The sequence below is a fragment of the Marinomonas sp. BSi20584 genome, assembly GCF_002792415.1.
In the GTDB taxonomy this organism is placed as follows: Bacteria; Pseudomonadota; Gammaproteobacteria; order Pseudomonadales; family Marinomonadaceae; genus Marinomonas; species Marinomonas polaris.
This window is the reverse complement of record NZ_KZ454869.1, coordinates 39,332-61,868: the sequence shown is the minus strand read 5'-3', so window position 1 is coordinate 61,868 and position 22,537 is coordinate 39,332. Positions and strand designations below refer to the sequence as shown.

24 protein-coding genes are annotated in these 22,537 nt (G+C 41.1%); 6 read left to right on the top strand and 18 right to left on the bottom strand.

Features of this window, described 5'->3' with window-relative positions; genetic code table 11:
* The first annotated feature begins 44 nt into the window (after nt 1-44).
* On the top strand, nt 45-773 hold the full coding sequence (locus tag TY87_RS01900; RefSeq protein WP_100185793.1) for a spermidine synthase: 729 nt from the start codon (nt 45-47) through the stop codon (nt 771-773).
* A 100-nt stretch (nt 774-873) separates the two neighbouring features.
* On the opposite strand, the gene pgm is transcribed toward TY87_RS01900, so the two are convergent.
* Together pgm and TY87_RS01890 are read right to left on the bottom strand one after the other, a co-directional pair.
* A complete protein-coding gene (gene pgm / locus TY87_RS01895) occupies nt 874-2,517 on the bottom strand; it encodes a phosphoglucomutase (alpha-D-glucose-1,6-bisphosphate-dependent) (protein WP_100185792.1) in 1,644 nt (547 codons plus the stop codon).
* A gap of 131 nt (nt 2,518-2,648) precedes the next feature.
* On the bottom strand, nt 2,649-3,773 hold the full coding sequence (locus TY87_RS01890) for a beta-ketoacyl-ACP synthase III (RefSeq protein WP_100185791.1): 1,125 nt from the start codon (nt 3,771-3,773) through the stop codon (nt 2,649-2,651).
* A gap of 278 nt (nt 3,774-4,051) precedes the next feature.
* On the opposite strand from TY87_RS01890, the gene TY87_RS01885 reads away from it, so the two are divergent.
* A complete protein-coding gene (locus tag TY87_RS01885) occupies nt 4,052-5,197 on the top strand; it encodes a patatin-like phospholipase family protein (protein WP_232617040.1) in 1,146 nt (381 codons plus the stop codon).
* A gap of 3 nt (nt 5,198-5,200) precedes the next feature.
* Here the strand turns inward: TY87_RS01885 and murI are convergent, their stop codons facing one another.
* From murI to TY87_RS01845, 8 genes are read right to left on the bottom strand one after another with little or no spacing between them, the layout of a single operon-like run.
* The gene (gene murI, locus TY87_RS01880; protein WP_100185789.1) at nt 5,201-6,028 is read right to left on the bottom strand and encodes a glutamate racemase; all 828 of its coding nucleotides are present in this window, start codon (nt 6,026-6,028) and stop codon (nt 5,201-5,203) included.
* Nucleotides 6,025-7,098 (bottom strand): UDP-N-acetylmuramate dehydrogenase, encoded by a 1,074-nt coding sequence (murB, locus tag TY87_RS01875; protein WP_100185788.1) that lies wholly within the window; start codon nt 7,096-7,098, stop codon nt 6,025-6,027. Before murB ends, murI begins: the two co-directional genes overlap by 4 nt.
* An 8-nt stretch (nt 7,099-7,106) precedes the next feature.
* Nucleotides 7,107-7,583 carry a low molecular weight protein-tyrosine-phosphatase gene (locus tag TY87_RS01870; protein ID WP_100185787.1) on the bottom strand — a complete coding sequence of 159 codons (477 nt, stop codon included), beginning with the start codon at nt 7,581-7,583 and terminating at the stop codon, nt 7,107-7,109.
* Entirely contained in the window at nt 7,580-7,777 is a 198-nt protein-coding gene (locus tag TY87_RS01865; RefSeq protein WP_100185786.1) for a Trm112 family protein, read from the bottom strand. Before TY87_RS01865 ends, TY87_RS01870 begins: the two co-directional genes overlap by 4 nt.
* Nucleotides 7,770-8,807 carry a tetraacyldisaccharide 4'-kinase gene (gene lpxK / locus TY87_RS01860; protein ID WP_100185785.1) on the bottom strand — a complete coding sequence of 346 codons (1,038 nt, stop codon included), beginning with the start codon at nt 8,805-8,807 and terminating at the stop codon, nt 7,770-7,772. Before lpxK ends, TY87_RS01865 begins: the two co-directional genes overlap by 8 nt.
* Nucleotides 8,804-9,226: an ExbD/TolR family protein gene (locus TY87_RS01855; protein ID WP_072839109.1), complete on the bottom strand. Its 423-nt coding sequence runs from the start codon at nt 9,224-9,226 to the stop codon at nt 8,804-8,806. The genes lpxK and TY87_RS01855 overlap by 4 nt, the downstream gene beginning before the upstream one ends.
* The gene (locus tag TY87_RS01850; RefSeq protein WP_072839110.1) at nt 9,223-9,849 is read right to left on the bottom strand and encodes a MotA/TolQ/ExbB proton channel family protein; all 627 of its coding nucleotides are present in this window, start codon (nt 9,847-9,849) and stop codon (nt 9,223-9,225) included. The genes TY87_RS01855 and TY87_RS01850 overlap by 4 nt, the downstream gene beginning before the upstream one ends.
* Nucleotides 9,850-9,862: 13 nt before the next feature.
* A complete protein-coding gene (locus TY87_RS01845; RefSeq protein WP_100185784.1) occupies nt 9,863-11,797 on the bottom strand; it encodes a ComEC/Rec2 family competence protein in 1,935 nt (644 codons plus the stop codon).
* Between the two features lie 44 nt (nt 11,798-11,841).
* Here TY87_RS01845 and TY87_RS01840 point away from each other — a divergent pair, with 44 nt between their 5' ends.
* Nucleotides 11,842-12,357, top strand: a complete 516-nt coding sequence (locus tag TY87_RS01840) for a DUF2062 domain-containing protein (RefSeq protein WP_012069849.1) — start codon at nt 11,842-11,844, stop codon at nt 12,355-12,357.
* A 75-nt stretch (nt 12,358-12,432) separates the two neighbouring features.
* Here TY87_RS01840 and TY87_RS01835 read toward each other — a convergent pair whose 3' ends face one another.
* The 5 genes from TY87_RS01835 to dapA form a co-directional block, all read right to left on the bottom strand.
* Nucleotides 12,433-13,131, bottom strand: coding sequence for an ABC transporter ATP-binding protein (locus tag TY87_RS01835; protein WP_100185782.1), 699 nt, complete (start codon nt 13,129-13,131; stop codon nt 12,433-12,435).
* Complete coding sequence (locus TY87_RS01830; RefSeq protein WP_100185781.1) at nt 13,124-14,368, bottom strand: lipoprotein-releasing ABC transporter permease subunit; 1,245 nt, start codon at nt 14,366-14,368, stop codon at nt 13,124-13,126. The genes TY87_RS01835 and TY87_RS01830 overlap by 8 nt, the downstream gene beginning before the upstream one ends.
* Before the next feature lie 81 nt (nt 14,369-14,449).
* Nucleotides 14,450-15,166 (bottom strand): phosphoribosylaminoimidazolesuccinocarboxamide synthase, encoded by a 717-nt coding sequence (gene purC / locus TY87_RS01825; protein ID WP_072839114.1) that lies wholly within the window; start codon nt 15,164-15,166, stop codon nt 14,450-14,452.
* 46 nt (nt 15,167-15,212) lie between these two features.
* A complete protein-coding gene (locus TY87_RS01820) occupies nt 15,213-16,289 on the bottom strand; it encodes a hypothetical protein (RefSeq protein ID WP_100185780.1) in 1,077 nt (358 codons plus the stop codon).
* A complete protein-coding gene (gene dapA / locus TY87_RS01815; RefSeq protein WP_072839116.1) occupies nt 16,286-17,167 on the bottom strand; it encodes a 4-hydroxy-tetrahydrodipicolinate synthase in 882 nt (293 codons plus the stop codon). Before dapA ends, TY87_RS01820 begins: the two co-directional genes overlap by 4 nt.
* Nucleotides 17,168-17,383: 216 nt before the next feature.
* Between dapA and bcp the strand changes: the two genes are divergently transcribed.
* Nucleotides 17,384-17,833 (top strand): thioredoxin-dependent thiol peroxidase, encoded by a 450-nt coding sequence (bcp, locus tag TY87_RS01810; RefSeq protein ID WP_100185779.1) that lies wholly within the window; start codon nt 17,384-17,386, stop codon nt 17,831-17,833.
* Nucleotides 17,834-17,891: 58 nt separating this feature from the next.
* On the opposite strand, the gene TY87_RS01805 is transcribed toward bcp, so the two are convergent.
* A complete protein-coding gene (locus TY87_RS01805; RefSeq protein ID WP_100185778.1) occupies nt 17,892-18,872 on the bottom strand; it encodes an aldo/keto reductase in 981 nt (326 codons plus the stop codon).
* Between the two features lie 107 nt (nt 18,873-18,979).
* Here TY87_RS01805 and TY87_RS01800 point away from each other — a divergent pair, with 107 nt between their 5' ends.
* Entirely contained in the window at nt 18,980-19,876 is an 897-nt protein-coding gene (locus TY87_RS01800) for a LysR family transcriptional regulator (RefSeq protein ID WP_100185777.1), read from the top strand.
* A 90-nt stretch (nt 19,877-19,966) separates the two neighbouring features.
* Nucleotides 19,967-20,851 carry an AEC family transporter gene (locus TY87_RS01795; protein ID WP_100185776.1) on the top strand — a complete coding sequence of 295 codons (885 nt, stop codon included), beginning with the start codon at nt 19,967-19,969 and terminating at the stop codon, nt 20,849-20,851.
* A gap of 81 nt (nt 20,852-20,932) precedes the next feature.
* Here the strand turns inward: TY87_RS01795 and queF are convergent, their stop codons facing one another.
* The gene (queF, locus tag TY87_RS01790; protein WP_100185775.1) at nt 20,933-21,748 is read right to left on the bottom strand and encodes an NADPH-dependent 7-cyano-7-deazaguanine reductase QueF; all 816 of its coding nucleotides are present in this window, start codon (nt 21,746-21,748) and stop codon (nt 20,933-20,935) included.
* Nucleotides 21,749-21,759: 11 nt separating this feature from the next.
* Entirely contained in the window at nt 21,760-22,533 is a 774-nt protein-coding gene (locus TY87_RS01785; protein ID WP_012069838.1) for an ABC transporter permease, read from the bottom strand.
* Nucleotides 22,534-22,537 lie beyond the last annotated feature (4 nt).

The following is a 22,537-nucleotide window of genomic DNA, read 5'->3' as shown; positions in this document are numbered from 1 at the left end:
GGCTCGGTTATTCGAGCCTTATCTATTTTTATTGAAGGAACACTATGTTATTGCATGACAGCGCAGATGAACTTGGCCCAATTCGCATTTTTGATGATGGTCAATACCGCATCCTATCTTTTGCTGAAGGTGATGAGCAAAGTCGTATCCGCCTTTCTACTCCACATATTTTACAGCACGAATACACTCAAGCCATGATGCTACCTTTACTATTCTGTGAGCCAAAACGAGTCTGTATATTAGGTCTTGGAGGCGGAACCTTACTTAACGCGCTTCACTATACTGTTCCTGCAATTCATATTACTGCAGTCGAACTTCGTCAAGAAGTGATGGATGCTGCTGAGATGTATTTCAAATTACCTAGAGGCAAGCGCATCAGTTTAGAAGTCGCCAACGCTATTGATTACATGGCTGAAGGCTTACCTAAAAAAGTCGATGTATTAATGACCGATCTTTATAACACCGAAGGAATGGATCGCTCTGTTCTTCAAGCAAGTTTTATTGAGAATTGTGCGAAAAATATCAAAGAAGATGGTTGGTTAGCTTTAAATTGTTGGATCGATCAGAAGAGCAACCATGAACTCACCGCCATAATCAAACAGCACTTCAACGACGTACGAGCATTAGATACCGGCAGTGGTAATTGGGTCATTATCGCTGGTAAAAGAATAAACCACCGTAACGCTAAAGAACTCAAAGCGGCAGCGCAAAAGCTAAGTGATAAAATGGGCTTCCAGTTGACTAAATGGCTATCTAGGTTGTCGGAAATTTAATCCCTCTTACCTTATTCTCTGAACACAAAAAATGCCGCTTACCTTTTTATAAGAATAAGCGGCATTTTTCATTACAGGTTTATTTTAAGTTGGATATCTACTAACTACCTAGCACACTATCCACTAAGGCTTTCGCCTCACTTTCTAGTTCAGCAAGGTGATCTTCTGATATAAAGCTTTCTAAGTAGATTTTATAAACATTTTCCGTGCCAGATGGTCTAGCCGCAAACCAACCATTTTCAGTAGAAACTTTCAAACCACCAATAGCGGCATCATTGCCCGGTGCATGCGTTAATACAGACACAATCGTTTCACCAGCCAATTGCGTTTGCTTAACATCTTTTGCGTCTAACGCTCCCAATAAAGCTTTTTGAGCTGTCGTTGCCGCTACATCGATACGCTTGTAAAAAGGCTTACCATATTTAGCAACTTGCGCTTCATAAAGTGTCTGCGGATCGTTACCTGTTACAGCTAAGATCTCGGCAGCAAGCAAAGCCATTATGAATCCATCTTTATCAGTGGTCCAAACACTCGCGTCTTTACGTAGGAAAGATGCTCCCGCGCTTTCTTCTCCACCAAACGCCATAGTGCCTTCGTATAAACCTTCTACATACCACTTAAAACCAACTGGCACTTCACACAACTTACGACCAAGTCCAGCTACCACCCGATCAATCATGCCGCTGGAAACGAGCGTTTTGCCAAACTGAATATCTTGAGACCATTGCTTTCTGTGTTGTGATAAGTACTCAATTGCAACCGCTAGATACGCATTTGGATTCATTAACCCAAAGCCAGCACATACAATGCCGTGACGGTCATAATCAGGATCATTACCCACTGCAATATCAAAGTCATCTTTCAACTTTAACAATCCTTTCATGGAATACGGTGAAGAACAATCCATGCGGATACGACCATCTTTATCAAGCGGCACAAAACGGAAGGTTGGATCAACTTCTTTATTAACAACGGTAATGTCTAAACCATATTTTTTTGCAATGGGTTCCCAATAATGAATGCCTGAGCCGCCCATAGGATCAACACCAATGCGAATCTTCGCATCAGCGATGGCTTTCATATCAATGACATTTTCAAGATCATTCACGTAATGATTAATATAGTCAAAAGGCTCTATTAATCCGCTGCATTCTACTTCTTCTAACGAAAAACGCTTTACGCCTTGTAGATTTTTTTCCAGCAAAGCGTTCGCTCTTTTTGCTACCCAGTCGGTAATATCTTTGTCTGCTGGGCCACCTTTACTGGAATTATATTTAATACCGCCGTCTTCCGGCGGATTATGAGAAGGCGTAATAACAATGCCATCACTAGTGTCTGTTTCTATCTTGTTGTGTGTTAATACTGCGTGAGAAATAACCGGCGTTGGCGTGTAACCGCCATTCAGCTGAGTGCGAACCCTCACACCATTAGCCGTGAGCACGCTCACTGTTGTTTGAAAAGCAGCTTCAGACAAAGCATGTGTGTCTTTACCTAAGTATAACGGACCAAATATATTCTGAGATTGGCGGTATTCGGCAATAGCCTGAGCAATGGCTAAGATATGATTTTCATTAAAACTGGTTAATAAGGCACTACCACGATGACCTGATGTACCAAAGCTGACTCGTTCATCCGGGTGAGTAGTAACTCGAGGCTTTTTTAGATAATAAGCCGACATAAGTTCAGGGAGATTTACAAGTAAATCGTGAGAAGCAAGCTGCCCTGCTTGAGGATGAATTGCCATATTTTAAATGCCCTATTAAGTCATTGAAACCGATGCAATTAGTCTCTCTTATAATCGCATCTGTTTCAATGACTTAACTTAGGTATTACTGAACTTAGACAATTTATTCAAGTATCGAAAAGAATGAGTAATTAACGCTTACGTAGTATTAAGCTCCCTATCGAATAACCTGCGCCAAACGAACAAATCACACCAATATCGCCTGCAGCCAAGTCTTTATGGTGCTTAGCAAAAGCAATAATAGAGCCAGCAGAAGCAGTATTTGCATATTCATCAAGAACCACTGGCGCCTCTTCAAGCGTCGCGTCGCGGCCTAGTAATCGTTTACTGATTAACAAATTCATATTGATATTAGCTTGATGTAACCACCAACGTTTTAGTTGTGACACTTGAATACCCTGGCTCTTCAAATGATTTTCAATATGATCTGCTGCCATCGGGCAAACTTCCTTGAAAACTTTTCTACCATTCTGATGAAACAACATATCTGCCGAATAAGGGTCTTCATCAGTGACGCGTGTCGTATAGCCAAAGTTAGAGCGTATATTATTCGAGTAGGAAGTAATACATTTGCTACTTAGCACATCAAAAGAATGCGCTGACTGACAAGTTTCGCTGCTCTCAACTACCACTGCGGTTGCCACATCACCAAAGATAAAGTGCGAATCCCTATCCATGTAGTTAACTTGAGGAGATGTCAGTTCAGGGTTTATCACCAGCACGCCCTTTGAGGAGCCTGCTTTTATTGCATCAACAGCACGCTGCAAACCAAAAGTAGCGGCCGAGCACGCAACCAGCATATCAAAACCAAACCCCTCAATACCTAAAGCTGATTGCACCTCAATTGCGATAGCAGGATAAGAACGCTGCGTATAAGCACATGAAACAATCACCATATCTATATCGCTGGCTTTTTTATTTGCCGCATCAAGGGCTTTTTTTGCAGCAGCGATAGCCATTTCTGCTTGATGGGAGATTTGTTCATCGTTGCGAATTTCAAGTATTGGGCGCATTCGATTGATATCTAATGCACCGTCTTTTGAATAAATATAGCGACTTTTTATACCGGATGCCTTTTCAATAAATGCAGCACTAGAAAGAGGCTTAGCTTCTATTTGACCTTTCTCAATAGCATCAGCGTTTTTGGCATTAAATTGCTCAACCCACGCATTATAGCTATCTACCAGCTCCTCATTGCTAATGCTGTATGCGGGAGTCCAAAGACCAACTCCACTAATGACGACAGAAGAAATCATGGTTTTATCCTTTTTCTTATTATTCAAAAAGTATCGATTTATCTTTTGTATCTATTGCTTTAAAGAGTATAGCTAGGATTGTGAAGTAGATTGCTTAGACAGTCTACAATTAGTAATAACAAGAGCCTAATATCATTCAAAATACTTATATCAAGGTGTGGCATTATTCGCCAGCTCGCACCATACTGCATAAAAGCGAGTGATTGTTTTAATAGAAGAAAATAGTATTTTATGAGATACATGAAATGCTTGAACAGATTCAGACTAAGCGAGCCTTTATGACAAATAACAATGCATTAATATTATCTGGCGGTGGCGCTCGTGCCGCCTATCAAGTGGGTGTTTTATCTGCTATGGGAAAGATGCGCCCTAAACATACACCTCTTCCCTTTCCCATATTATGTGGCACCTCTGCTGGTGCGTTAAATGCCACCATGCTAGCGTCTCATGCTGATAATTTTTCTAAAGCCGTATCCTCACTGGCTTTTGTTTGGCGTCACTTAACCCCAGATCAAATTTACACAGTTGGACGCTGGCCAGTGGCTAGTTCACTAACAAAAACCCTATTATCGCTTTTCCACCTCCATAATCACGATAGCTCTATCGCGCTTATGGATAACACGCCGTTAAAGGAACTACTCTCAAATCATTTGGACTTTTCGAGAATAAATAATGCAATTGATAAACATCAACTGAAAGCTTTGGCTATCACTGCAATGAGTTACAGTACAGGGGAATCGACTACTTTTTTTCAAGGTACTCCTGAGTTACAGGCCTGGCAAGGAAACCGACGAAAAGGTGTGGCAGCAAACCTAGGGGTCGATCACCTATTAGCATCTAGCGCTATTCCAACAATATTTCCTGCCCATAAAATTCATAATCACTATTATGGCGATGGCGCTATACGCCAAAAATCTGCAATTTATCCTGCTCTTAAATTAGGCGCAGATAAGCTATTTATCATTGGCGTGAGTGGCAACCGAAGTGCAAAGAAGTGGGCAACACAGGAAAAAGACGTCGACACTAGTGCACCGAGTATGGCTCAAATTCTCGGACAACTATTAAATAGCGCATTCATCGACAATCTTGAAGACGATATCTATCAATTAGAAATCATGAATAGTCTTATTCGCGATCTTCCAAAGGACAAACAAGCCAATCACCAAAACCTCCCTACGGAGACATTAATTATTTCTCCATCAGAAGAGCTAAATGAGATAGCTCATCATTACATAGCAACTTTACCTAAGAACATTAGAATTCTTTTAAAAGCCGCCGGAGGTTCAACAAGAGAAAAAATCAGTTCTGCAGCGAGTTACTTACTCTTCACACCACAGTATTGTCGAGCATTAATGGATTTAGGATATCAAGATGCCATGTGGGAAAAGGATCGAATCATCGCTTTCTTTGAAAATAGCCATTAATCACTAAATCAATACGTGCCTGCAGCCCTTAATGGCGCTTGATGATATAACCCATGAATTCAGGCGCTGCATATTTTTAAACCCAAGTGAGCTGCAAAGTTCTATACTGCCTTGATTTTCACTGCTGTCTTGATGTTTAGAAACCGCATCAAGTAACTGGCTCATATCATTCGGATAAGACTCTGTGAGGCGACGAATTAACTGAGCTGTCACTCCTTCACTAGGCTCTATGATTTCGCATTCACTTCCCAGTATTTGCTCAAACAAATGTTTAACCAAAGGATAATGAGTGCAAGCCAATACCAAGGTATCGATATTTTGAGCGAGCATTTCTTGGCTTAATTGCTCAATGGTTTGTTTAACTTTTTCTTCTGTTTCTGGCCAAGCATCAATGTCAAAGGCTAACGTTGAGCTAGACATAATAGATACATGACTGTCCTCTTTCCAAAGATCGATCAATTGATTTAAGCGCGGACTTTCAGCTGTTACAGGTGTTGCCAGTACCGCCACTCTGCGTTTTTTACTAAGGCGAAAAGCAGGTTTTACAGCAGGCTCTACACCTATAATTGGCAACAATGTGCTAGCTCGAAGTGCATCAATCGCCGCCACCGTCGCGGTATTACAAGCAACAACAATGGCGCAAACCTTTTCATTCTCAAAAAACCGTCCAACTTTTACTAGTCTATCTTGTAATTGAGTAATGCTTTTACTGCCATATGGTGCAAAAGCATCGTCGGCCAAATACACCAGATCAAGATAAGGATGTTTTTGGTGTATGGCATTAAGGATGGTTAATCCCCCTGCTCCTGAATCCATCACGCCAACTTTCACTTAAGTTTCTCCATACCAAGAGGCAACTGAACGGGCTCTCGCTCCAAGTGAACACCATACTTATCGAAAACCGATTGTTTTATTTGCGCTTCTAACTCTAGTAAAGCAGTCGCGTTGGTTTCTGAATGATTCACTAACACCAACGCCTGTTTTTCATACACACCGACACCTTGATATTGCTTACCCTTCCAACCAGCTTGATCAATCAGCCATCCTGCAGCCAATTTAAAACCTCCTTCAAATGGAAAAGATACCAGATTAGGAAAGCACTCTTTTAATTCATCATGCTGGATTTTGCTAACAATCGGATTTTTAAAAAAACTACCTGAGTTTGCTAACACTGCTGGATCAGGTAGTTTTTCACTTCTAACGCGACATACAGTATCAAACACAGCTTGAATGTTTGGCTTTCCTTCAATTCGTTCAGACAATCCGCCATAGCTTAATAAAAGTTCTGATTGTTTTTTCAGTGACAATTCAACCGAGGTTATGAGCAATAAATCCTTCCATTGACATTTGAAATAACTGTCGCGATAAGCAAACCCGCAGTCTCTACCGTTTATCCAGTAAACATCGCCAGTGTTTCTATTGATAACTTGAACACGAGCTAAGACATCTTTTATTTCAACACCGTAAGCGCCGATATTTTGTACTGGAGCAGCACCAGTAGTACCTGGAATTAAAGCGAGGTTTTCTATTCCATACCATCTTTGAGCGACAGCGTATTCAACTATTTTATGCCAGTTTTCACCAGCAGCAACGGTCAAACTAACAAGGTTACCTGCGTGCTCTCTTGCATTGATACCAGAGAGTCGATTAATGACAACAAGGCCAGAAACATCTGCTGAAATAAGCAAATTACTGCCACCGCCAATCATGGTGATAGTTTGTTGAAAATATTTTGCCCAGGCAAGTAAGGCTTTTAATGCCTCCAAGGTATCTGCTATCGCAAAATATTCAGCAGAGTAATCAAAGCGAAAAGTATTATATGTGGCTAAGGAAACATTTTCTTGAATGGAATTTTCAATGCGCTGCGCAAAAGCATCTTCGGTATTGAATCGCATTTTCATTGTCTGATTTAATCTTCTCTATTTGAATGAAGGTGATGCACAAACGAATCAGCTATCCGACAAAGGTGTTTTCTCATCTCAGTAAAGCCTTCATCACCACCATAATAGGGATCCGCTACCTCACCAAACGCAGCATGATCATAAAACTCACCGAACATAACTAATCTAGCTTTGCTGTCTTGAGGTTGGATTTTTTTGATATTGGACAGATTCTCTCTGTCCATCGCCAGAATCCAATCAAACTTATGAAAGTCATCTTTAGTCACTTGCCGAGCTTGTTGACGGCTAATATCAATGCCAACCTGATGAAGCGCTTTAATAGATCGTGAGTCTGGCGGGTTGCCCAGGTGATAAGCCGCTGTTCCAGCCGAATCAAGCTCTAAAAATACATCACGCTTAGCTGCAACACTTTCTAAAATACCCTGCGCCGCTGGTGATCGACAAATATTGCCTAAGCACACTGTCAGCACTTTATAGGATTTCATTTTGCCGAGCCAGTATCTAAACGTTCATCAGCTGTTAATGTGCGCGCTTCTGTTTCCAACAAAACTGGAATGCCGTCGCGAACTGGATATGCCATGCCGCCCACTTTGCTAATCAATTCAGTTCCGTCTTTACTTAAAGTAAGGGAAGCTTTAGTAACAGGACAAACAAGGATATCAAGTAAGGTTTTATTCATGGGTATGATCCATTTTTATAAGGTTAATTTTTTCTAAAAATGCTTGTTGAAAGCTTGTTGGTAACACTAAAGACACCGGCAAATACCAAATATTTGAATTCGATAATTCAAGAGATTGGCACTTCACTGCATCTTTCTCAGTCATAATTACAGCACCATCAGCTGGGATATCGGTTACTTCAAACGCATGATGATCAATAAACCACTGATGAGTGATGTTTTTCTTTTGTAATCCAAAGCGTTCTAGCGTTGCCATAAAACGTTCGGGGTTACCAATTCCCGCCATGATATGCCAGTTTGAATTACCTGAAAATGCTTCATGGCAATCTAGACTCTTGGTTCCATCCAATGAAATCAATTTAGAGGACACTAGCCTTGTTAAAGTGACTGGCAAATTCAAAGCTTCTAAGGGCTTAGTCATCGTCTCAGAAACACTAACGACAAAATCTACTTCGGCAAGTCGTTCAATGGGTTCTCGCAGTGGACCAACAGGTAACAAATGTCCGTTACCCACGCCTCGTGTCGCATCCAGCATTGCAATCTCGAGATCTCTATTGAGCTGATAATGCTGCATGCCATCATCACTCACCACGACATTCACGTCTGTTGTACTTAGTAGGAGCTTTACCGCTTCATCCCTTTTAGGGAAAACCACCATAGGACAAGCGGCTCGTCGAGCCAGCATCACAGGTTCGTCACCAACTTCGTTAGGCAAGCTATCTGGATATACATGTGTCGGCGTGTCCATTTTTGCGCCATGGCCTCGGGAAACAATACCTGGGTGAAACCCATGTTCAATTAAAAGCTCACATAGCGCCACAACCATGGGTGACTTTCCCGTTCCACCAACGCTAATATTTCCCACAACAATCACTGGAACCGGAGCTTTGTATGAGAGTTCTGGATGAGCTAAAAAAGCTTTGCGTTTATTATGCACCGCTTTTTTAATCAACGGCTGTAGCGGCCGAAATACATTTGTCCAACCACAACGACCATACCAGGAACGTGTAAATAATGACTCTACGCTCACTGGACCGGCTCTTTCTGTGCAGTATGGGCAAGTTTTGTAATACCAAGACTTGCTGCCGCATCGTAAACCCGTAGAACCATGTCATAAGATGCTTTCGCGTCTGCGGTAATAATCAGCGGTCGAGTATAATCCCCTGCAGTTACTTCTTTTAAGCCTTGAATTAAAGTACCGACTTTTTCATTGATAAGTGTCTGGCCATTAATGACATACTGACCATCTGCTGTAATCACCAGTTCTACGTTCTTAGAGCGATCAGAACTTGGGGCATTTGACGTTGCGGTTGGCAAATCAATCGTCAACTCAGTACTTTGGTTAAAAGTCGTGCTAACCATAAAGAAAATAAGTAATAAAAAGACGACGTCGATCAGAGGCGTTATATTGATTTGAACGTCATCTATTTTTTGACGACGGAATTTCACTGTGCGACTCCTGACTTATCTCGATCACCATGCAGCGAATCAATCAACTTAGTGGATTGCTGCTCCATAGTGACAACAAGCTCATCTATTCTACGACTAAAAAAACGATGGAAAATCAAAGCTGGAATAGCAACACCAAGACCTGCCGCCGTTGTTAGTAATGCTTCAGAAATGCCGCCAGCCAATAACGCAGTATTGCCTGCGCCACTTTCCATCAACACTGAAAAGACTTTAATCATACCGACAACCGTACCCAACAAGCCAAGTAATGGCGAAATCGCTGCAATTGTACCAAGCGTATTCATAAAACGTTCTAATTCATGAATAACATGACTTGCCGCTTCCTGAACACTTTCTTTCATTGCGCCACGACCATGCTTTGAATTTAATAGTCCCGCAGCAAAAATAGAAGCCAGCCCAGTTTTAGCCTGCATTGAACGAATGTACTCAATGGTCATTCTGTCATCACGCAATCTCGCCATAACATCAGACAAGAGCCCCTTTGGTGCAACACCCGCTTTGCGAAGCGTCCAAAAACGCTCAATAATAATAGCCAGCGTAAGGATGGAACACGCCATTAACGGCCACATGAAAAAACCACCAGTTTGAATAAAGGCTAACACTTCGCTCTCCAATTTAAGTTTGCACGTAATTTAACACACTCTCTAACTTTTCTACACGTTTGCAAGTGTCAGATTTTAAGAGAAAAAATGAATAGATACAGGAAGAATGGCGTATTGAAACACGGCTGCTTTGAAAATAAAAAGCCAAAGATTCGTCAGCAGAAATCACCAACCAATCAACACTTAATGCATCCAGCATCGCCAGTGTTTGCTCTGATTCCTTTCGTTTTAGTATTACCCACTCAATACCGTAATCTAGCAGCATTTGAGGAGTGAGATCCTTCACTGCTCTAGGCGATAAAATGTAAGCATTCTGTCGTTCCGATTTCAAATAAGAACCAAACACCAGTCTTGAAGGATCAGCACCAGCCCAAGAGTCAGCTAACAATAATTCATTTTGCTCTAAAATAATTAGGCTATTTTCTTTATTTTTCAGAGTAATGTCAGCATTTGAGCCATTAAATAACATCGAAGAAAATAAAACACACCAAATACCAAGTGCACAAACAAGCCCCCGATTTAAAGGGCTCTGATAAACCCAATAGCCTATCAGCAGCAACATGATTAATCTCGGAACACTTGAAGTAAATTGCTCAAAAAATAATAAGGGCAATTCAAAAGCGGTCCAATCCACAGGTGTCATTACGTAATAGAGCAATCTATCTAATAACTCATAACTATACGTCGACCCAATAACCGATGCCTCAAAGGAAGATAACACTCCCCATGGAAACCATAAAAAAGCCGCGAAAGGAATCAGTAAAACATTAACTAGAATAGAGGCACTGGATATAGCTTCTTGCCACCCTAATATCAACACCATTGAGGCGGTACTAAGCATGACTTGCACCATGAGTAATCGTGACAATTTTGCTGACGTTTGGCAGTAGCCAATTAGCAAGTACACCATACTAAAAGACAGCCACAATCCTGGGCTAAGTACTGCTCTAGGGTTAATAAGTAGCACTAGCCACAAGGCAAAAGTAATGATGCCATATGGTGAGACTTTCAGAGTCAACATGCGAGAGCACAAATAAACACTGAGCATAATCGATGCTCTTACCACAGGCTCTCCCCAGTTTGTTATATAAGCATAAGCAAGTAACAAGGGCATGACAATTATTGCATCACAATGCCAGCGAGTTAGACCAGAAAGCATTATTTGATTGGGTAACAACCTCCAAACAGCTCTACTCACCAAGCATCCGATAGCGAACATAAAACCAGTATGTAACCCCGAAACGACAAATAGATGAGCCAAGCCAAGCGTACGAATTACCCAAGTATCTCGTTCACTCCATAAATCATTCTGCCCTAACAGCAAGGCTTTGGAGAAGCGCCAAGAATTGAATGCCCCAAACATCATATCAAGCTTAGTGAGCAGCTCATCACGGAAAGAGAAATGAACCTGGTCAATACTAGAAAGATCCTTATCAGAAAATTGAATAGTTAGCTGGGCAACTTGTCTTTTTACATAGAGCTGCTTTTGCCACCACGGCCCATTTTTATCTGGTAACAAGATACTTTTTAGCTCGCCTCGATATGATAAATTCGAACGAGATTCGTGAATGGAAGCCTTACCAGACCCTGTCAGATAAAAATTATCTTGTCTTTGTCTTTGGCCTTTTCCAGAGAAATACACAATACTGACCGGACCTATTTCAGACAAATCCCATTCATTTGAAGATTGATCCTGGTTGACGATTAAACTTTTCCTTTCAAAATCAACAAACACCACGCTACCAGCCTGTAAAAGCAAAGATGGTGCAGGTAGAAGTTCACTAGAAATGATCGAAATAAAGGAGAGAAGTGTCAAAAACAAAACTATTAAACGCTTTGACCATATTAAGTAGAGACACACTAGAATGATATGAGTAGAATACACCCACAAATAATCGCTCGGCACCAGTATGGCGCCCATCAATATGGACAAACTACTTAGTAACATAAGACCTCCTTGTCTTAGATCGCTAAATTATTTTTTACCTGATTATGCCGAAGAATTATCTTAAAAAATTCATACCTAATCCAGAAAAGTTAAAGCAAAGTAAAGCCTTGGGCCTTTTAGGTGCTCAAATTTATGAAGCCAACTTATGGCATTTAAATCGTAAATCTGTAGCAAGAGCTTTCTTTAACGGCTTATTTTGGGCCTTTATTCCGATGCCATTTCAAATGCTTGCATCGGCCTTACTTGCGGTACCGCTGCGAGCAAATATTCCTTTGTCAATTGCTCTCGTATGGATTACCAACCCCCTAACTATGCCCTTTGTGTTTTATTTCAACTACAAGGTCGGTACGTTAATTTTAGGTTCCCATGACGAAAAAAACTTTCAACTCTCCGTTGAATGGATCTGGGATAAAATGGAACATATTTGGATGCCGCTTTATGTTGGATCAATTGTATCAGGTTTGATTGTTGGTGCGATCAGCTATGCCGCAATCACCATATTATGGCGTCTTCATGTCATCAAACGCTGGAAAGAGCGCAAACTTAGAAACAACAAATAATTCATTTTAGTAAAAACAAAAAAAGCCAAGATTTTTAAATCTTGGCTTTTTTATGACTCAAAAAACTTAACTCAACTAAACATTAGTTTGCTTTAGCGGATGCAAAGCTCCTTGCGATAAACGATAAGCGCAATCCATCCAGCTCAACATTTTCTCATCATGAGTAACCACAAGAAACGCCATATCGTAAGTAGTTTTAAGTGTATTAATAAGGTTTTGAATTTCTAGAGAGGTAGTTTCATCTAGATTACCCGTTGGCTCGTCCATCAATACACAAGCAGGTCGATTTGCCAAGGCACGAGCAATCGCAACACGCTGCCGCTCTCCGCCGGACAATTGAGAAGGCTTATGATTAAAACGATCTTTTAGACCAACCTGACCCAAAAGCTCCTCTCCACGCTGTTTGGCTTCTTTTTTATCCATGCCAGCAATCCACATTGGCATCAATACATTTTCTAACGCCGTAAACTCAGGCAATAGGTGGTGAAATTGATACACGAACCCCATTTCTTTATTTCGCATCTTAGCCCGCTTTGAGTCCTTCATGCTAGACCAAGACACACCCGCCAAACTAACATCACCTGTTGTAGCTAAATCCAGACCAGCCAAAAGGTTCAGTAATGTCGTTTTACCTGAGCCCGATGAACCAACAATGGCACAAGCTTCACCTTTACTTAAGGTTAGATCGATAGAGCGAAAAACGTCGACCACCTGCTTACCGTCTTGATATTGCTTAGAAAGTTCACGACATTCTAAAACGATACTGTTATTCATAACGCAGTGCCTCCGCAGGTTCTACTTTCGAAGCTCGCCAAGCCGGGTAAATAGTTGCCGCTACCGTCATAATAAATGCAGATATAACAATTAGCTTCACATCAGGCCATTGAAGCTCTGAAGGCAAGTAGTTAATAAAATAGACGTCCGCACTTAAAAACTGGACATTTAATAATGTCTGTAGAGCAGCAATAATTTCACTCACATTGAGCGCTAAGGTTACACCCAAGACGACACCAATAAGCGTCCCAAGCATACCGATAAACATCCCTTGAACAACAAATATCCACATAACCTGACTCGAGGTTAAACCCATTGTTCTAAGAATAGCGATATCGTTACGTTTATCTGTTACCACCATTACCAAGGTCGAAACGATATTAAAAGCAGCCACGGCGACAATTAACAACAGCAATAAACCAATCATGGTTTTTTCCATCTTTATCGCTTGAAAAAGACTGCCATGAGTACGAGTCCAGTCGCTCACTCTATTTTGCCCTGGCACAGCTCGGGCGATATCCCAAATGCGTGAAGGAGCCACAAATAAATCATCGAATGAAATTCGCAGCGCTTCCACATCGTCAGCTTTATAGCGCTTTAACTTAGCCGCATCTGTAATATTGATGTAAGCAAGACTGCTATCTAACTCGGCCCCAACTTCAAAGGTTCCCACCACAGTAAATCGCTTGAGAACAGGCGCAACACCCGCAATAGACACATTAGCTTTAGGTAATATAGCCGTTACTTTATCGCCTATATCGACTCTTAGCATCTTGGCTAATTGAGCACCGAGGACGATCCCAAAGCTAGTATCCTTGAGGGCATCTAAAGAACCAGACGCAATATTGTCGCCAATGATTGAGACTTTTTTCTCCATGTCTGGGTTTATGCCATTTAAAATAGCTCCATGAACACTTTCGCCAGACTGAAACATGACTTGCGCTTGGATATGTGGAGCAACGCCAACAACATCAGGCATTTTAGCAACCAGCTTTGCTGTATCACGCCAATCATTGAGCACTGGATCTCCCCACAAAGTCGCATGAGGAACCATACCTAATATCCGTTGACGTAATTCACGGTCAAAGCCATTCATTACAGACAAAACAGTAATAAGAACCATCACACCGAGTGCAAGACCGGCAATAGAAGAAAAGCTAATAAAGGAAATGAAGTGATTGGAGCGTTTTGCTCGGGCATAACGCAGACCGATAGCAAAAGGAAGGAAGTTAATCAATGTATGTCCTTGTATGACAAGCTTGCGTGGTAAAAATAGAGGAGCAAAGCTCCTCTATTTTGGACTAAGTTACCAATCCGCTTATGCGTCGAAATCGATACCTATACGACGACCTACATCTTCGTAAGCTTCGATCACGCCACCCAAGCCTTGGCGGAAACGATCTTTATCTAATTTTTCTTTGGTTTTAGCATCCCATAAACGGCAGCCATCAGGAGAAAACTCATCGCCCAATAAAACCTCACCCTTATATAGGCCAAATTCCAATTTGTAATCAACTAGAATCATGCCGCCTTCTGCAAAAATCGCTTTTAATACATCATTCACCTTGAATGTAAGCTCTTTTGCTTTAGCTAGGTCAGATGTTTTTGCCCAACCGAATGATTCAACATGAGATTCGTTGATCATTGGATCACCTAATGCATCGTTCTTTAAAAACAATTCAAACGTTGGTGGGGTAAGAGTAATACCCTCTTCAACACCTAAACGTCGGCATAGACTACCAGCAGCAACATTTCGAACGACACACTCAACAGGTATCATATCAAGACATTTAACCAGTGATTCTGTATCGCTTAAAAGCTTTTCAAAATGTGTTGGAATGCCTGCTTCCTGTAATTTTGTCATGATGAATGCATTAAACTTATTGTTCACCATACCCTTACGGTCAAGCTGTTCAATTCTTTTACCGTCAAATGCAGAGGTGTCATCACGAAACACTAGAACCATTTTGTCAGGATCATCTGTACGAAATACAGATTTTGCCTTACCTGCATATAGCTCTTGTCGTTTTTCCATTGGAGGGTCTCCGGTTTTCTTTTGTGAGGGGTTAATCTAATTAAATTTAATTTACAAAACGTTGCGCCAAGTGATACGAAACCACTTCAGGTAAGTCCATAGAGGAAACATCAATAACTAAAAAGTCACCTGCTTTTTGATGAGTTATTTTGTAGGAATATTCACGCTCTTCCCAGCTAACATCATCCAAGTTTCGGCGAATAGTTTTAAGTGATTTTATTTTATCACTATCTACTAATGGCAACGTTAGATCTACAACGTCACCAACACGAGCTACGTCTTCTGGCGGAACTGGCGCAAGTAATTGGTTTGATCCAGGTATAAGATAAATACCTGCTGCGTTCAATTTAGCTTCAACATCAGAAGGTGAAACCTTATCACCTAGATGAATTGCAAATATTCCATGATGATCTACCCAAATAGGAAAAGATGCCGCATCACCACGATTAGAAAGATATGCAGATGATTGATTCAGCTGACGTCCCACTGTCCCCCATAAACGTACAGCGACAGAATAAGCGTCATCATTTTGAACTGGACTCATCCAATTTCCTGGGCCGACATCTTGCTGCTCATCACGAAATTGTACTGTAACCAATGTTTTACCTTCTTCTTGTTCATTGAAGCGAAAAGAGAATGCAGTTTGAGCTGGATGAATACGAGTAATATCGCTCCATAATGATGCCCACCAACCTTGCGGATGAAAATCAAATGGCACACTTATTATCTGATCATCGCTTTGTGAAGCAATCGATGCCCCATCGCCATGAAGTGCGGTAAGAAAATCTGTAACAATACGTTTCGTTTGAGCAATATCAGCAGGGACAGTGAACTCAATAGCATCATCTTGCTCTTCAGTACCAACAGCAACCATTGGATAAAATACAAATGGAGCCCTAGGCGTAGTATACGCAGTCTTCCCTTCTAGGTTAGCAATGTTTTTTTCATTAGGGATAACTAAAACATCGCTTGCTGGCATAGATCCAGCCGGCATATCCAGTGTTGAAGTAACTGGTTTTTCTTCTTGATAATCATCTGAATGATCCGTGAAAAAAACACTGCACCCAGACAACAAAATAGTCAACGAGCTTGCGCTCACCAACTGTAAGGTAAACTTATTCATACTAATAAAACTCCAGCTTCTATCATGGCTTGTCGAACGGCTGAATGATGCTGTTCAGAAAGAGGTGTGAGCGGCAATCGAATTCCTTCTTCGCATAGTCCTAGTTGACTACAAGCCCATTTGACAGGGATAGGATTAGACTCTAAAAATAAATTTTTATGAAGCGAAGAAATCGTTGTATCAATTGAATGTGCTTGATCCGCTTTTCCAGCTAATGCTGATTCAGCTGCTTGGGCAACGGCTTTAGGCGCTACATTTGCCGTAACGGAAATATTTCCTTTACCACCCAAAAGCATCAATGAAACTGCCGTTGGATCATCTCCAGAGTATACGGCAAAGCTTTCTGGTAAGGCTTTAATCAATGCCTCACCGCGCTCTAGATTACCAGTAGCGTCTTTTATACCAACAATATTCTTAACCGAAGCTAGACGCACCACAGTATCATTTTGCATATCGCACGCAGTTCGACCCGGTACGTTGTATAGAATTTGAGGGATATCAACTGCATCTGCTATCGCTTTAAAATGCTGATACAAACCTTCTTGAGTTGGTTTGTTGTAATAAGGAGTCACAAGTAAGCAGGCATCTGCGCCAGCTTCTTTAGCACTACGAGTAAGGTCGATGGCTTCATGTGTTGCGTTTGCACCAGTGCCTGCAATAACAGGAACACGACCATTAACCGTATTAACAACCTGACGAATCACATTAGCATGTTCTACTGGTGTAAGAGTGGAAGATTCACCTGTGGTTCCTACGGCTACGATCCCGTGAGTACCCTCGTTAATATGAAACTCTATTAGATCATCTAATTTTTTAGTATCTACAGCGCCATCTGGTGACATAGGTGTGATAAGCGCAACTAAACTACCTGTGATCATTTCGAGTCTCCGATAAAATTATAAGCGCGCCTATAGTAACGTCCAGACTCTTGTTTAACAATAATTGACAGACGTAAAGCCGGAGTAAATTAACAAGAAACGCCATTCGGGAGGATTTTTAACTGATGTCTTGTTAAGCTAACGACTGCTAAACAAATACTAATAATAGGCAAACTATTTTTCTTTAAATATTTCGTTGAACTGTAGAGAAACTTTATGACAATCGAAATCGGACAAATTGCACCAAACTTTAACGCCAAAGATCAGAACGGCGACACCATTACACTAAGCCAATTTAAAGGCAAAAAAGTCGTTTTGTATTTTTACCCTAGGGATTCCACTCCTGGATGTACAGCTCAAGCTTGTGACTTACGTGATAACTACCAAGCACTATTAGATCAAGGTTTTGTAATTCTTGGGATCAGCACCGACACAGAGAAAAAGCACCAAAACTTTATCGCCAAATATGATCTACCTTTTCCACTGATCGCAGATACAGAGAAAGAAGTGCATGAATTGTATGGCACTTGGCAACTAAAGAAATTTATGGGCCGTGAATCAATGGGCACGGTAAGAACGACTTTTATCATTGATGAAAATGGTGTTATTTCAGACATTATCAGCAAGGTCAAAACCAAAGCCCACGCTGAGCAAATCTTGAAATAAACAGAACAAAAAATGGCGCGATAATTTCCGCGCCATTTTTTCATTTAGTCACTCAAATTCAAATACCACCGCGAATATGCTCTCTAACCTCTTCCCGATAAAATTCCGCTAATAACGCGTGCAACTCTTTACTCAAAGGCGGCAGAGACGATACGGCCGCATTGCGTACCACTTGGGAAGATCGACTAGCGCCAGCAATAATACTTGATACTTGAGGCTGATCTAAAATCCAGCGTAAAGATACATCCAATATATTATGCCCTTCTGGCATCTTTCCCTTTAACGCTTCAACTAACTCAATACCTTTTTCAAAGGGTATACCATTAAAGGTTTCTCCAACATGAAATGCAGCGCCATCTTTATTATATGAACGATGATCCCGCTCACTAAAGGCGTGATTAAGACTCATCTTTCCTGACAGCAAACCACTTGCTAATGGCAAGCGCACAATGACACCCACACCATTTTTTTCAGCTAGCGGCAATAGTGATTCTGCCGCATCCTGACGAAATACATTGAACAATATCTGTAAGCTGGCTAACTCCGTATGACCACAACAAAACATCGCTTCATCCAACATTTCCACACTGGCACCAAAATGTTTAATGACACCTTCTGTTTTTAGGTCTTCCATCCAAGCCAATATATCACCTGAAAACAACACATCACGAGGAACACAGTGCAATTGAGCAAGATCGATTATTTCAACACCTAAACGCTGAGCGGAAGCCTGCAAACTTTTCTTCACTGCCGCTTTACTGTAACCATTAGGATAAAGCTCAGCGTTCCTACCTACTTTGGTCGCTATAACAGGTGATTTTTTCAACGACTTACGCCATTGCCCTATTCGCTGTTCACTTAGACCACCACCGTAAACATCCGCCGTATCAAAGAAGCGAATGCCTTCATCCACTGCTGTTTGCAGTATTGCTATCGCTTCGTTATCTTCCACCGGGCCAAAATCATTACCAAGCTGCCAGCAACCCAAGCCAATTTCCGACACCTCAAATCCTGTTTTCCCTAATGTTCTGGTTTTCATACACGCTCCCATAAACGAATTAATGATTAATGACACTACTATACGAGGGTTTTAACCGTTTATAATTATCGATATATTGAATTTATTGTTTAACAAGGCTTAACAATATGAGTACTTCTTTTCCAGAAGGCATAAGAGAATTTTTAGCAGTAGTTGAAGTGCACAGTTTTTCAAAAGCCGCTGAGCAGCTCAATATTTCTCGCGCTAGAGTCTCACAAATCATCAGCCGTTTAGAAAAAGATTTAGGTGTCCAGTTACTCTATCGATCGACCCGCTCTCTTTCTTTGTCTCCGGCTGGAGAAACTTTTTATCAACTTGCACGACAAGGAGTGAATCAACTAGAGGATGCAGTGCTGTCAGCTCAAAACGCTCATTCAAGCATTGGAGGTCAAATCAGAATCAATTCCGTTGGCGGTTTATTTGGCGAAGAGATACTTGCACCGATTTTGATTCGATTTATGAATGAAAACCCTAAAGTAGAAATAGAACTTAGCTTTTCGAGCACGAGGGAAGATTTGATTGAATCGCAATACGATCTTGTGGTCAGAATGGGCACACTTTCTAATTCAAATTTAATTGGACGAAAACTAACAAGTTATACCAACTACTTAGTTGCTAGCCCTACTTATTTTGATAGCATGCCGAAACTAAATAGTCCGAAAGATTTGCTTGATCACACGCTAATCAACGGCTCAGTAAAAAGATGGTCGTTCACACACATTAGCAGCAAAGAGAAGTATGAGCTTCCAGTGCTAGGTAAACTAAAATGCTCCAACGGACATGTCGTAAAGTTGGCAACCCTGGAAGGAACAGGCATCTCTAGACAACCTTCCTATTATGTAAAGCAAGACATTCAATCGGGTCGACTGATAGTGCTACTGCCAGACTGGCAATTGCCTAACTCTGATGTCACTTTACTTTATCCTCAATCAAGAAATATCAGCCTTAGGGTAAAAGCCTTGGTGCACTACCTTGTGAAAGCCTTTAATATTAAGGCTGATTAATTCTCATAGAGACTTTTGCACGACGACTGCACTTACCTATCCTTTGTGCAAAAATCTCTCATAGATAAAAATGTCTCACTAAGGATTTCTATGCTCTCGGCATTAACTAACTCACTGACACCAATCTTATTGATGATTTGCTTGGGCTTCTTTCTTGGTAAAAAGACAGACTATCTAGAAAACCCATCACTGGCCGCACTGGTTTCAAACTTAGGCTTGCCTGCCTTGCTACTTTATTCTGTTTTATCGATGCAGATGCAAGTTTTCAGCATGCTCAAAATTATCGCAGCGACAGCTCTAGTATTAGTTTTGGTGTCGCTCATGTCATTTGTTTTTCTAAAAGCACTCAAGTTGCCTACACGCTTTTATCTGCCACCTTTAGTCAATCCTAATACGGGTAATCTTGGTATCCCTGTTGCCTACGCATTATTTGGTGCCGAAGGTATGGCTATCGCCGTGGTAATTTCATCAGTGGTACAAATTAGTCATTTTACCTTGGGCGTTGGTTTTATGTCTGGCACCTATCAACCTAAGCAGCTGTTAAAAAATGGCCCCGTTATTGCCTTAGTGATTGGTGCGCTTTTCCTAAGTTTTAATATTAGCTTACCCACGCCTTTGATGAATACACTGAACATGCTCAGCCATATAACATTGCCTATTATGCTAATGCTACTAGGTAGATCCATTAGTGGTCTATCTGTAAAAGAAAGCAGCAAAATCGGTCGCGCTTCTCTCTTATCACTATTTCGCCCAGTGGTAGGCGTTCTTTGTGCATGTTTGGTTGTCTACTTTTTTCCACTTAGCCGCCTGGAAGGCTCTGTATTAATTGTACTCAGTGCCATGCCTGTGGCAGTTATTAGTTATATGCTAGCAAGCAAGTTTAAGGGGCCAGTAGATGAAATTGCCCTCATGATTCTTATTTCTTTACCCATGTCACTTTGTATTGTTAGCTTGCTCTGGTGGCTGTATCTTTAAGTTGCCTTAAAAAATAAATTTCCGAAAAAAAACCGCATAATTTTAATATTATGCGGTTTGAATTTTAAAGCTAAGTAAAAACTACTGTCGCGTTAAACGATCATTCCCCAACACTAATGGTGCTGTTGAACGATATGGATTGATATCCAATCCTCCGCGCCTTACATAACGAGCATAGACAGTTAAACTCTCCGGCTTACACTGACGCATGATATCAATAAAAATTCGCTCAACGCATTGCTCATGAAAGTCGGTATGCTCACGGAATGAAATAACATACTTCAACAAGCTTTCGTGGTGAATCTTAGGGCCTTTATAATCAATAAAAACCGAACCCCAATCTGGTTGATTGGTCACAGGGCAATTTGATTTTAAAAGATGGCTAACCAATCGCTCTTCAACCACCCCCATTGTCTCATCAGTCTCTAATAAGCCTGCATTTGGATGGTATTCTGATACATCAACATCCAGTTCATCGATGCAATAATCAGGCGTTAATACTACCAACGATGCCATTGAATCAACATCGCGAATAATAACCGTCACTTCAGCACCAGCGGCCCGCGAAAGATCTTTCTCAAGAATGGCTTGGACTTCTTCAGCTGAGTCATACCGCATTTGATTCAATGAATTCAAATACAATTTAAACGATTTTGATTCAATAATATTTGGCGAATCACAAGGTAAACGAAATTCAGCCAAGGCAACAATTGGCTTTCCTTTCAAGTTTAACCATGACAGTTCATAAGCATTCCAAACATCTTCACCAAAAAACGGCAGTCGCTCAGACTCGATAGCCATCTCAGTCCATTTATCAACTCTTGCAATGGGGTAAAGCAACCCTGCATCGTACTCAGAAACATATTCTGTTTGCTGACCTAAGGGTAAAAAGCCCATATAACACTACCTCAACTTCTAATACCTTTGCCCTGATTGAGCAAACGCAGACCGAATCCAAACAACACCACAATAAATACGCAAACAATAACAAGTGCCCAATATACGTTAATATCAGAAACACCCAAAATGCCGTAACGAAACGCATTAACCATATAAAGAACTGGGTTTAATAGCGAAACGGATTGCCAGAAATCAGGCAGCAAATCGATAGAATAAAACACTCCACCTAAGTAAGTGAGCGGCGTTAAAATAAAAGTCGGAACAATAGATACATCATCAAAACTTCTAGCGTAAATAGCGTTAACAAAACCGCCTAGAGAAAACATAATTGCCGTCAAACACACCACAAGAATCGTTAGGAATAAGCTTTCTAACGCCAAATGAGTAAAAAACAGCGACAACACAGTAACAATCAAACCAACACACAAACCACGAGCCACACCGCCAAGCGTGTACCCCATTAGAATCACCCAGTTTGGTGTAGGAGAGACCAACAACTCTTGCACACTATGTTGAAACTTCGCAGAAAAGAACGACGAAGACACGTTGGAATATGAGTTTGTGATGACAGACATCATGATCAAGCCTGGCACAATGTATTGCATATAACTAAAGCCACCCATTTCACCAATTCGATCGCCGATTAAGTTGCCGAAAATAGCAAAATACAATGTCATCGTGATTGCTGGTGGCAATAATGTTTGTGGCCAAATACGAGTAAAACGACGAATTTCTCTTACCAAAATCGTATAAAATGCGACCCAAATTTCCGAATTTTTCATCTAT

Bases quoted from the DNA above. Each gene is read 5' to 3' on its own strand.
- TY87_RS01900 (WP_100185793.1), top strand. From the start codon at position 45: ATGTTATTGCATGACAGCGCAGATGAACTTGGCCCAATTCGCATTTTT.
- pgm (WP_100185792.1), bottom strand. From the start codon at position 2,517: ATGGCAATTCATCCTCAAGCAGGGCAGCTTGCTTCTCACGATTTACTT.
- TY87_RS01890 (WP_100185791.1), bottom strand. From the start codon at position 3,773: ATGATTTCTTCTGTCGTCATTAGTGGAGTTGGTCTTTGGACTCCCGCA.
- TY87_RS01885 (WP_232617040.1), top strand. From the start codon at position 4,052: ATGACAAATAACAATGCATTAATATTATCTGGCGGTGGCGCTCGTGCC.
- murB (WP_100185788.1), bottom strand. From the start codon at position 7,098: ATGAAAATGCGATTCAATACCGAAGATGCTTTTGCGCAGCGCATTGAA.
- TY87_RS01870 (WP_100185787.1), bottom strand. From the start codon at position 7,583: ATGAAATCCTATAAAGTGCTGACAGTGTGCTTAGGCAATATTTGTCGA.
- TY87_RS01865 (WP_100185786.1), bottom strand. From the start codon at position 7,777: ATGAATAAAACCTTACTTGATATCCTTGTTTGTCCTGTTACTAAAGCT.
- TY87_RS01845 (WP_100185784.1), bottom strand. From the start codon at position 11,797: ATGTTACTAAGTAGTTTGTCCATATTGATGGGCGCCATACTGGTGCCG.
- TY87_RS01840 (WP_012069849.1), top strand. From the start codon at position 11,842: ATGCCGAAGAATTATCTTAAAAAATTCATACCTAATCCAGAAAAGTTA.
- TY87_RS01835 (WP_100185782.1), bottom strand. From the start codon at position 13,131: ATGAATAACAGTATCGTTTTAGAATGTCGTGAACTTTCTAAGCAATAT.
- purC (WP_072839114.1), bottom strand. From the start codon at position 15,166: ATGGAAAAACGACAAGAGCTATATGCAGGTAAGGCAAAATCTGTATTT.
- TY87_RS01820 (WP_100185780.1), bottom strand. From the start codon at position 16,289: ATGAATAAGTTTACCTTACAGTTGGTGAGCGCAAGCTCGTTGACTATT.
- dapA (WP_072839116.1), bottom strand. From the start codon at position 17,167: ATGATCACAGGTAGTTTAGTTGCGCTTATCACACCTATGTCACCAGAT.
- bcp (WP_100185779.1), top strand. From the start codon at position 17,384: ATGACAATCGAAATCGGACAAATTGCACCAAACTTTAACGCCAAAGAT.
- TY87_RS01805 (WP_100185778.1), bottom strand. From the start codon at position 18,872: ATGAAAACCAGAACATTAGGGAAAACAGGATTTGAGGTGTCGGAAATT.
- TY87_RS01800 (WP_100185777.1), top strand. From the start codon at position 18,980: ATGAGTACTTCTTTTCCAGAAGGCATAAGAGAATTTTTAGCAGTAGTT.
- TY87_RS01795 (WP_100185776.1), top strand. From the start codon at position 19,967: ATGCTCTCGGCATTAACTAACTCACTGACACCAATCTTATTGATGATT.
- queF (WP_100185775.1), bottom strand. From the start codon at position 21,748: ATGGGCTTTTTACCCTTAGGTCAGCAAACAGAATATGTTTCTGAGTAC.
- TY87_RS01785 (WP_012069838.1), bottom strand. From the start codon at position 22,533: ATGAAAAATTCGGAAATTTGGGTCGCATTTTATACGATTTTGGTAAGA.